General features: G+C 70.4%; 7 protein-coding genes and 1 pseudogene. 4 read left to right on the top strand and 4 right to left on the bottom strand.

Annotation, left to right across the window (positions count from 1 at the left end; translation table 11 throughout):
* Positions 1-103: 103 nt before the first annotated feature.
* The 3 genes and pseudogenes from EAO70_RS21720 to EAO70_RS40430 all read right to left on the bottom strand — a co-directional run.
* Positions 104-1,084 carry an ABC transporter ATP-binding protein gene (locus EAO70_RS21720; protein ID WP_187283979.1) on the bottom strand — a complete coding sequence of 327 codons (981 nt, stop codon included), beginning with the start codon at positions 1,082-1,084 and terminating at the stop codon, positions 104-106.
* 11 nt (positions 1,085-1,095) lie between these two features.
* The gene (locus EAO70_RS40435; RefSeq protein ID WP_410091302.1) at positions 1,096-1,551 is read right to left on the bottom strand and encodes a hypothetical protein; all 456 of its coding nucleotides are present in this window, start codon (positions 1,549-1,551) and stop codon (positions 1,096-1,098) included.
* 89 nt (positions 1,552-1,640) lie between these two features.
* Positions 1,641-2,171: pseudogene (locus EAO70_RS40430) on the bottom strand (NYN domain-containing protein); the annotation flags it as partial.
* Positions 2,172-2,387: 216 nt separating this feature from the next.
* Here EAO70_RS40430 and EAO70_RS38075 point away from each other — a divergent pair.
* Positions 2,388-2,561 (top strand): hypothetical protein, encoded by a 174-nt coding sequence (locus EAO70_RS38075; RefSeq protein ID WP_167346844.1) that lies wholly within the window; start codon positions 2,388-2,390, stop codon positions 2,559-2,561.
* A 148-nt stretch (positions 2,562-2,709) separates the two neighbouring features.
* Here EAO70_RS38075 and dnaE read toward each other — a convergent pair whose 3' ends face one another.
* A complete protein-coding gene (gene dnaE / locus EAO70_RS21710) occupies positions 2,710-6,249 on the bottom strand; it encodes a DNA polymerase III subunit alpha (protein ID WP_148004515.1) in 3,540 nt (1,179 codons plus the stop codon).
* A 190-nt stretch (positions 6,250-6,439) separates the two neighbouring features.
* Between dnaE and EAO70_RS21705 the strand changes: the two genes are divergently transcribed.
* The 3 genes from EAO70_RS21705 to EAO70_RS21695 all read left to right on the top strand — a co-directional run bounded on the left by EAO70_RS21705 (position 6,440) and on the right by EAO70_RS21695 (position 9,451).
* Complete coding sequence (locus EAO70_RS21705; RefSeq protein WP_148004514.1) at positions 6,440-7,789, top strand: DUF2252 domain-containing protein; 1,350 nt, start codon at positions 6,440-6,442, stop codon at positions 7,787-7,789.
* A gap of 98 nt (positions 7,790-7,887) precedes the next feature.
* Complete coding sequence (locus EAO70_RS21700) at positions 7,888-8,574, top strand: hypothetical protein (RefSeq protein ID WP_148005283.1); 687 nt, start codon at positions 7,888-7,890, stop codon at positions 8,572-8,574.
* 61 nt (positions 8,575-8,635) lie between these two features.
* Positions 8,636-9,451: a thioredoxin domain-containing protein gene (locus tag EAO70_RS21695; RefSeq protein ID WP_148004513.1), complete on the top strand. Its 816-nt coding sequence runs from the start codon at positions 8,636-8,638 to the stop codon at positions 9,449-9,451.
* Positions 9,452-9,481: the final 30 nt, after the last annotated feature.

Here is a 9,481-nt window from a genome sequence, read left to right as displayed (position 1 = left end):
CACTGCGTACAGCTCCTGGGGGTGACGTGCGGTCCGTGCGGTCTGTGGGGGGCGCGGCCGCGGGTCGCGTGCGCTTCGCGGGGCGGGTGCGGTACGGGCAGGTTCACGCCTTCACCAGTCCCCCGGTCGCGCCGCCCAGGGCCAGGTAGACGTCCTCCAGGCTGGGGGTGGCGAGGGTGAAGTCGTCGAGCGCGGTGAACGCGGCGCCGCCGGTGACGGTGGCGACGGCGGCGCGGGCCGCGTCGGGGGCGAGGCGGAGCGTCCAGCGCCGGCCCGTCTCCTGTGCCAGCTCGCGCAGCGAGGCGATCTCGGGCAGGTGGAGCGGGGCGGACTCGCGCCAGACGAGTTCGACGCGGACCTCGCCCGCGACGCGCTCCTTGAGTCCGGCGGGCGTGTCGCAGGCGATGACCCGGCCGCGGTCGAGGACGGCGACCCGGTCGAGGACGGTCTCGGCCTCGATGACGTTGTGGGTGACCAGCAGCACGGTGGTGCCCTGTTCGGCGCGGCGCCGGTCGACGGCGGCCCAGACGGCGCGGCGGGCGACCGGGTCCATGCCGGTGGTGGGCTCGTCGAGGACGAGGACCGGGCGCTCGCCGACGWGCGCGGCGGCGAGGCAGGCGAGGCGGCGCTGGCCGCCGGAGAGCCGGCGGAGCGGGCGGGAGGCCAGCGGGCCGAGGCCGAGCTCGTCCAGGACGGCGTCGCGCTCGGCGCGCGCCTCGCGGACGCCGAGGCCGCGCAGCCGCCCGGTGGTCTCGGCGGCGAGGGCGACGGTCAGCTCGTCGAGGGCCGTGGACTCCTGCCCGAGGTACGCGAGGAGGCGGGACGCCCGCTCGGGGTGGCGCACCAGGTCGTGGCCGAGGAGCCGGACGCTGCCGGAGTCGGGGCGCATGAGCCCGGTGAGCTGGCGGACCAGGGTCGACTTGCCCGCGCCGTTGGGACCGAGCAGCCCGAAGATCTCGCCGCCGCGCACGTCGAGACTGATCCCGTCGGTGGCCCGCACCTCGGGTGTCGCGGGCGCTCCGCGCCGACCGCGCGTGGCGGGGTACGTCTTGACCAGATCCCGCACCACGCACACCGTACTCACGGGGGAAGAGCCTACGGGGTCGCCGGGCCAGCTCCGGGCGCGGGGGCGTGTTCCGCGGCGGCCCGGACGTCGATCTCGCGCCAGAAACCGGCCCGGATCGCATAGCGGTCGTGTTCGTCGATCTGGTCGTCCTTGTGGGCGAGCAGACCGAATCGGGCGGCATAGCGGAGGAGTTCGCCGTCGATGCGGTGCGGGATGCGCGGGTAGAGGGTGGACAGCCTCTGGACGTGGCTCTGCTCGGGAAGTCGTTCCATCCACCGCCGGGCGAACACCTGCCCGACCTCGAAGGGGTCTCCGCCGACGGTGGTGATGTCCTCCTCGCGGTCCGCCCAGCGCTGCTCCGCGCTGGTGAGGGAGGCGAGGGTGGGCAGGGAGGCCGTTTCGGCGGGTTCGCCGAGGGGTGAGGCGGGGCGCTCGACCCAGCCGCGGTCGGAGGACCAGCGGAGGGCGCTGGCGGCCTGGGCCACGGGGACTCACATAGCGGACGAACCGCCGCATGTTGGATCATTACCGAGCGTCAGGCTCCGGGGAGCGTGACTTCCGCCACGCCGATGATCCAGGCCCGGTCGAGGACCCGCCGTTCGTCGGCCTCGGCGACGAGGTCCTCGGACTGGTTGTAGTCGCCGTCGGCGGCCTGCACGGCCCAGAGGTGGACGGCGACGCCGTGCTCCTTGGCCGACATCAGCCCGGGGAGCAGGTCGCCGTCGCCGGTGACGAGCACGATGTCGGAGCAGGCCCGGTTCCTGGCGAGCTCGGTGAGCTCGGTGTGCATCGCCGCGTCGACGCCCTTCTGGGCCCAGCGTCCGTCGCTGCGGGTCAGGGCGCCCAGCCGGACGGTGACCCGGGGCATGACGCGCAGTCTGCGGTGCTCGGGCTGGGGCACCCGGTCGGGAGCGCCGTCGAACCAGTAGATCCGCAGCAGCGGCAGCGCGGTCTCGGCCTCGGCGCGCTGGCGGAGCTGCTGGATGAGTCCGGCGTGGTCGACGGTGATCCGGGAGCGGGCCGGTTCCCCGGCGAGAAGACTGGCGGCGGCTCCCAGCAGGTAGCCGGCGTCCACCAGGACGACGCAGCGGTCCACGTGTTCCACCCTCTTTCGGGAACCTCGGGATCGGAAGTTGCTTCGGATCTGCTTCGAGTCTGCCCGAAGGGCGGGGGCTCGACGGCCGGAACTGGATCATCGGCGTGGCGGAAGTCACGCTCCCCGGAGCCTGACGCTCGGTAATGATCCAACATGCGGCGGTTCGTCCGCTATGTGAGTCTGACAGCGGCCCTGGCCCCTAGGTCCCTTTGAGGAGGCATCCCCATGGCCAAGAACCGCAACCAGAACCGCAGTCAGAAGCAGCAGTCGCCGGCCGAGCGCGGCGCCCAGCAGGCGCAGCAGTCGGCGATGGAGTCCGAGGCCTCGCAGCGGGCGTCGCAGGTGCTCCCGAGCGACGTCGCCCGCAAGGGCCGCCAGAAGCGCTTCGGCCACAACTGACGGCCCGCGCGTACGGCAAAGGGGCGCGCCCGTGACGACGGGCGCGCCCCTTGCGCGTGTGCCCGGAGGTCCCGCCCCTTGCGCGCGTGCCGGAGGTCCCGCCCCCTGCGCGTGTGCGGGAAGTCCTCCCGCAGGCCTGTCCGGCCGGTCAGCCGGCCAGGCAGGACGGGCCGAGCAGGACCTTCAGGTCGCCGAAGAGGGCCGGATCGGCCTGGACCCGGTGCCGGTCGAGCCGGAGCACGGTCGTGGTGCGGGGGCCCTGGAGCTTGATCCGCACCTCGGTGTTGCCCTTGTGGTGACCCAGGATCTCGCCGAGCCGGGTGACCATCGGCGGGGTCACCTTGACGGTGGGGATGGTGAGGATCACCGGCGCGTTGGTCCCGGCGTTCGACACGTCGGGGACCATCAGCTCCATCGCGACGAGCCGGGGCACGTCCTCGCGCTTGTCGAGGCGGCCCTTCACGAAGACGACCGTGTCCTCGACGAGCTGGGTGGAGACCAGCTGGTAGGTGGCCGGGAAGAACATGCACTCGATGGAGCCGGCCAGGTCCTCCACGGTGGCGATGGCCCAGGCGTTGCCCTGCTTGGTCATCTTCCGCTGGAGGCCGGAGATGATGCCGCCGATGGTGACGACCGCGCCGTCGGAGTGCTCGCCGCCGGTGAGCTGGGAGATCGCCGCGTCCGTCTTGTCGGACAGGATGTGCTCGATGCCGAAGAGCGGGTGGTCGGAGACGTACAGGCCGAGCATCTCGCGCTCCTGGGCGAGCAGGTAGGACTTCTCCCACTCGACGTCGGAGAACTCGACGTCGAGGCCGAAGCCGGGCTCGTCGTTCGTCTCCTCGCCCATGCCGCCGAAGAGGTCGAACTGTCCCTCGGCCTCCTTGCGCTTGACCGCGACCACGTTGTCGATCATCGGCTCGTGGTGGGCGACCATGCCCTTGCGGGTGTGGCCCATCTCGTCGAAGGCGCCGGCCTTGATCAGCGACTCGATGGTCCGCTTGTTGCAGACGACGGCCTCGACCTTGTCGAGGAAGTCGGGGAAGGTGGCGTACTTCCCCTTCGCCTTGCGCGACCTGATGATCGACTCGACGACGTTGGTGCCGACGTTCCGCACGGCGGAGAGGCCGAAGAGGATGACGTCGTCGCCCTGGGCGGCGAAGTTCGACTCGGACTCGTTCACGTTCGGCGGGAGCACCTTGATGCCCATGCGGCGGCACTCGTTGAGGTAGACGGCGGACTTGTCCTTGTCGTCCTTGACCGAGGTGAGCAGACCCGCCATGTACTCGGCGGGGTAGTTCGCCTTGAGGTAGGCGGTCCAGTAGGAGACCAGGCCGTACGCGGCCGAGTGCGCCTTGTTGAAGGCGTAGCCGGCGAAGGGGACCAGGACGTCCCAGAGGGCCTGGATCGCCTCGTCGCTGAAGCCCTTGCTCTTGGCGCCCGCCTGGAAGATCGTGAAGTTCTTCGCCAGCTCGTCGGGCTTCTTCTTGCCCATGACGCGGCGCAGGATGTCGGCCTCGCCGAGCGAGTAGCCGGCGATGATCTGGGCGGCCTTCTGCACCTGCTCCTGGTAGACGATCAGGCCGTAGGTGACCGCGAGCACCTCTTCGAGCGGCTTCTCCAGCTCGGGGTGGATCGGGGTGATCTCCTGCTGCTTGTTCTTGCGCAGGGCGTAGTTCGTGTGCGAGTTCATGCCCATCGGGCCCGGCCGGTACAGGGCGGACACGGCGGAGATGTCTTCGAAGTTGTCGGGCTTCATCAGCCGCAGCAGCGAGCGCATGGGGCCGCCGTCGAACTGGAAGACGCCGAGGGTGTCACCGCGCTGGAGCAGTTCGAAGGTCTTCGGGTCGTCCAGCGGCAGGGCGAGCAGGTCGAGGTCGACGCCCTTGTTGGCCTTCACCATCTTGACGGCGTCGTCCATGATCGTGAGGTTCCTGAGGCCCAGGAAGTCCATCTTGATCAGGCCGAGCGACTCGCACTGGGGGTAGTCCCACTGGGTGATGGTCACGCCGTCGGTGTGGCGCACCCAGATCGGCGCGTGGTCGACGATGGGCTCGCTGGACATGATGACGCCGGCCGCGTGCACGCCCATCTGCCGGACCAGGCCCTCGACGCCGCGGGCGGTGTCGATGACCTTCTTGACGTCGGGCTCGTTCTCGTACATCGCGCGGATCTCGCCGGCCTCGCTGTACCGCGGGTGCGAGGGGTCGGTGATGCCGTTGAGGTCGATGCCCTTGCCGAGGACGTCGGCGGGCATGGCCTTGGTGAGCCGGTCGCCCATGGCGTAGGGGTAGCCGAGGACGCGTGCGGAGTCCTTGATGGCGTTCTTCGCCTTGATCTTGCCGTAGGTGCCGATCATGGCGACCTTGTCGGAGCCGTACTTCTCCGTCACGTACCGGATGACCTCGACGCGCCGGCGCTCGTCGAAGTCGATGTCGACATCGGGCATCGAGATGCGCTCGGGGTTGAGGAAGCGCTCGAAGATCAGTCCGTGCGGGATCGGGTCGAGGTCGGTGATGCCCATGGCGTACGCGACGATGGATCCGGCGGCGGAGCCTCGGCCGGGGCCCACCGCGATGCCCTGCGCCTTCGCCCACATGATGAAGTCGGCGACCACGAGGAAGTAGCCGGGGAAGCCCATCGAGATGATCGTGTCCATCTCGTACTCGACCTGCTTCAGCCGGTCGTCCGGGATGCCGCCGGGGAACCGGCGGTGCATGCCCCGCATGGTCTCCTCGCGGAACCAGGTGACCTCGGTGAAGCCCTCCGGGATCTCGAACTTCGGCATGAGGTTCTTCTCGACGAACATGCCGTCGGTGTTGATCTGCTCCGCGACCAGGAGGGTGTTGCGGCAGCCCTCCTGCCAGGCGTCCGAGGAGTCGATGGCGTACATCTCGTCCGTGGTCTTCAGGTAGTAGCCGGTGCCGTCGAAGCGGAAGCGGTCCGGGTCGGAGAGGTTCTTGCCGGTCTGGATGCAGAGCAGGGCGTCGTGCGCGGTCGACTCGTGCGCGTAGGTGTAGTGCGAGTCGTTGGTGACCAGCGGCGGGATGCCGAGCTTCTTGCCGATCTCCAGGAGCCCGTCGCGGACCCGGCGCTCGATCTCGATGCCGTGGTCCATGAGCTCCAGGAAGTACCGGTCCTTGCCGAAGATGTCCTGGTACTCGGAGGCGGACTTCAGGGCCTCGTCGAACTGGCCGAGGCGGAGCCGGGTCTGGAGCTCTCCGGAGGGGCAGCCGGTGGAGGCGATGAGCCCCTCCGACCACTGGGAGATCGTCTCCTTGTCCATCCGGGGCCACTTCTGCAGCCAGCCCTCGGCGTAGGCGTCGGAGGAGAGCTTGAAGAGGTGGTGGAGTCCGGTGGCGTTCGCCGCCCAGATCGTCTTGTGGGTGTAGCCGCCGGAACCGGAGACGTCGTCCCGCTTCTGGTGCGGCTGGCCCCACTGGATCTTCCGCTTGTTCCGCCGGGACTCGGGGGCGACGTAGGCCTCGATGCCGATGATGGGCGTGACCCCGGCCTTCTTCGCCGTGTGGAAGAAGTCGTACGCCCCGTGCAGGTTGCCGTGGTCGGACATCGCGATGTGGGTCATGCCCATTTCGTTGCACGCGTTGAACATGTCCTTCAGCCGCGCGGCACCGTCCAGCAGCGAGTACTGGGTGTGGACGTGGAGGTGCGTGAAGGGCGGCTTGGTCACGGCGGGAGGCCTCCGGGGAACGGGAGTCGACAGGCTGCGGGCAGTCTGGGGGGACAGCGTGGAAGTCTACGTCTCCGGAGTGACAGGCGGCGGGCACTCGCGACTAGGGTCGCGCGTTGAGAGACACGGAACGCCCGTCCCAATTGTCGTGAACATTCTTCCAGCACGCCCGGTACCAGGAGGCACCTCGATGTCGGTCCCCCAGCCCACCGCCGCGGAGCGCGGTGAGCACATCCTCGCCGTCTTCGACACCGCCTTCGGCGAGCTCCTCGCCGCCGACCCCGCGGCCTTCCGCGTGAAGTTCCGGAAGATGGCGGGCTCCGCCTTCGCGTTCTACCGGGGTACCGCCTGCCTGTTCTACGCGGACCTGGCGCGGGAGGACACCGGCGGCGGGACGGGGGACATACAGAGCGGTCCGTACCTGGACGAGCGCACCGGCCGGGTCTGGATCCACGGCGATCTGCACGCCGAGAACTTCGGCACGTACATGGACGCCAACGGCCGGCTGATCTTCAACGTCAACGACTTCGACGAGGCGTACGTCGGCCCCTTCACCTGGGACCTCAAGCGGCTCGCGGCCTCGCTCGCCCTCATCGGCTACGCGAAGGCGCTGAGCGACGAGCAGATCACCCATCTGGTGCGGGTCTGCGCGGCGTCCTACCGGGAGCGGATCCACTCCCTCGCGACCGGCACGAAGACCGACGACCTGCCCCCGTTCACCCTGGACACGGCGGAGGGCGCGCTGCTCGACGCGCTCCGCGTCGCCCGTTACATGACCCGCTTCGGGCTCCTCGACTCGATGACGGAGATCCGCGACTTCGAGCGCCGCTTCTCGGCGGGCGGCGGTGCGATCGAGCTGGACGCGGCCGCCCGGTACAAGGTCCTGGCGGCCTTCGACGGCTACCTGGAGACCCTCCCCGAGGCCAGCCTGGCCCGCCCCGACTCCTACCGGGTCAAGGACGTGGTCGGGCGGCGCGGGATCGGCATCGGCTCGGCCGGCCTCCCCTCGTACAACATCCTGCTGGAGGGGAACAGCGACGCCCTGGAGAACGACGTCGTGATCTACCTCAAGCAGGCGCAGACCCCGGCCGTCTCCCGCCATGTGACGGACGCGGCGGTGCGGGAGTACTTCCAGCACGAGGGCCACCGCACGGTGATCTCGCAGCGGGCGCTCCAGGCCCACGCCGACCCGTGGCTCGGCTGGACGGAGCTGGACGGCGCCGGTCAGCTCGTCGCGGAGGTCTCGCCCTACGCGGTGGACCTCGACTGGTCGGACATCGACGACCCCCAGGACATCGCGGCCACGGTCGCCGACCTGGGCCGGGCGACGGCGACGATGCACGCCGCGGCGGACGACTCCAGCGGTCACTCGCTGGTCCCGTTCTCCACGGAGCGGGCCATCGACGCGGCGATCGCCGCCGACGAGGAGGGCTTCGCGGAGCTCCTGGTGGACTTCGCCCACAGCTACGGGGCCCGCGCGCGGACCGACCACCAGATCTTCGTGGACCTCTTCCGCAACGGCCGGATCCCGGGGCTCTAGAGGGATCAGGGGTTTGCCGGGGCCGCCGGGGCCGCTGGGGCCGTTCACAGGCGGGCTTTAGGGGCCTCTTACGGACCGGCATGACACACTCCACGACGATGGACATGGCAGGGACGCAGCTGAGGGCGCTGCGGGCGGCGTTCTTCACGGCACTGGTCGTGACGCTGTCCGTGGCGTCCCACGTGCTGCTCTCGCGCGTGCCGCTGCCGCTCGGGACGGTCGTCCCGGTCGCGGTCGGCGTCTTCGCCGTGGCGTACGCCCTGGCCGGCCGCGAGCGGGGCCTCGGCCCGATCGCCGGGCTCCTCGTCCCGCTGGAACTGGCCGCCGACACGCTCTTCACCAGCGGTCAGGCCGTCTGTTACGGCACCGCGGGCGGTCCGGTCGCCGGATCGCTGCGCGCGGTGGGCGTGGAGGTGTTCTGCGGCGGCGCCGTCGGCTCCCCGCTGCCCGGGGTCGCGACCCCCGAGAACGGCACGGCCGCCGCGCTCCTCGACTCGCCCGACCCGGCGGTGCCCTGGCTGCTGCTCCTGGCCCACATGGGCGTGGGGCTCTTCGCGGCCGCCTGGCTGCGGGGCGGGGAGCGGGCGCTCGCCCGGCTGGTCGGCGCGGTGGCGGCCCTCGCGTTCCGCCCGCTGCTCGTGGTGGCGGCACTCTTCCGTACCGGTGGCCCGGCGCCGCGGCGCGCCGGGCGGCCCGCGGTGCGGCCCCGGCCGTCCCGCACCCGGCTCCTGACCCACTCCGTCGGACGGCGGGGACCCCCGTGCCCGCGCTTCGCCCTCGTCTGAGCGAAGCGCCCCCCGGCACGCGGTACCCCTTTCCCTCCTCACCGTCACGGAGACCACGATCATGAGTGCACGCAACAACCAGGCCAACAAGGCCGCCGCCCGCGAGCGTCTGCGCATCGAGCGCGAGCAGCAGGCGAAGAAGGACCGGACCCGCCGGCAGCTCGTCGTCGGCGTCTCGGCCGTGGCCGTGCTGGCCGCCGCCGGCGGCATCGGCTACGCGGTGGTCCAGTCGAACAAGCCCTCGGCGTGGGAGTCGGCGGCCAAGGCGACCAGCGTGACCGCCCCGAAGAACACCACGGGGACGAACGGCACGACCGTCGTCGTCGGCAAGCCGTCCGCGAAGAAGACCCTGGAGCTGTACGAGGACTCGCGCTGCCCGGTCTGCGCGACCTTCGAGCAGTCCGTGGGCTCCACCGTGGAGAAGGACGTCGAGGCCGGCAAGTACAAGATCAAGTACGTCGGTGCGACCTTCATCGACAACGCGGCCACGGGCGAGGGCTCGAAGAACGCCCTGTCGGCGCTGGGCGCGGCCCTCGACGTGAGCCCGGAGGCGTTCCTGTCGTACAAGTCGGCGCTCTACTCGGCGAAGTTCCACCCCGAGGAGAACGACGACAAGTTCGCCAAGGACTCCTACCTCCTGGAGGTGGCGGACTCGGTGCCGGCCCTGAAGGGCAACGCCGCCTTCCAGAAGAACGTCGAGAACGGCACGTTCGACGCCTGGGCGATGAAGATGTCGAAGGCCTTCGACGACAGCGGGGTGACGGGGACGCCGACACTGAGGATGGACGGCAAGCCGGTGACCGTGGCGGGCTCCGACAACCCGCCGATGACCGCGACCGAGTTCGACACGGCGATCGACACGGCCCTCAAGGGCTGACCCGGCCGCCCCCCCTTCCGCCCTCCGACC

The organism is Streptomyces sp. adm13(2018) (assembly GCF_008042145.1).
Taxonomy (GTDB): Bacteria; Actinomycetota; Actinomycetes; order Streptomycetales; family Streptomycetaceae; genus Streptomyces.
Note: the sequence above shows the minus strand (reverse complement) of the source record. Positions and strands in the feature narration are given on the sequence as shown.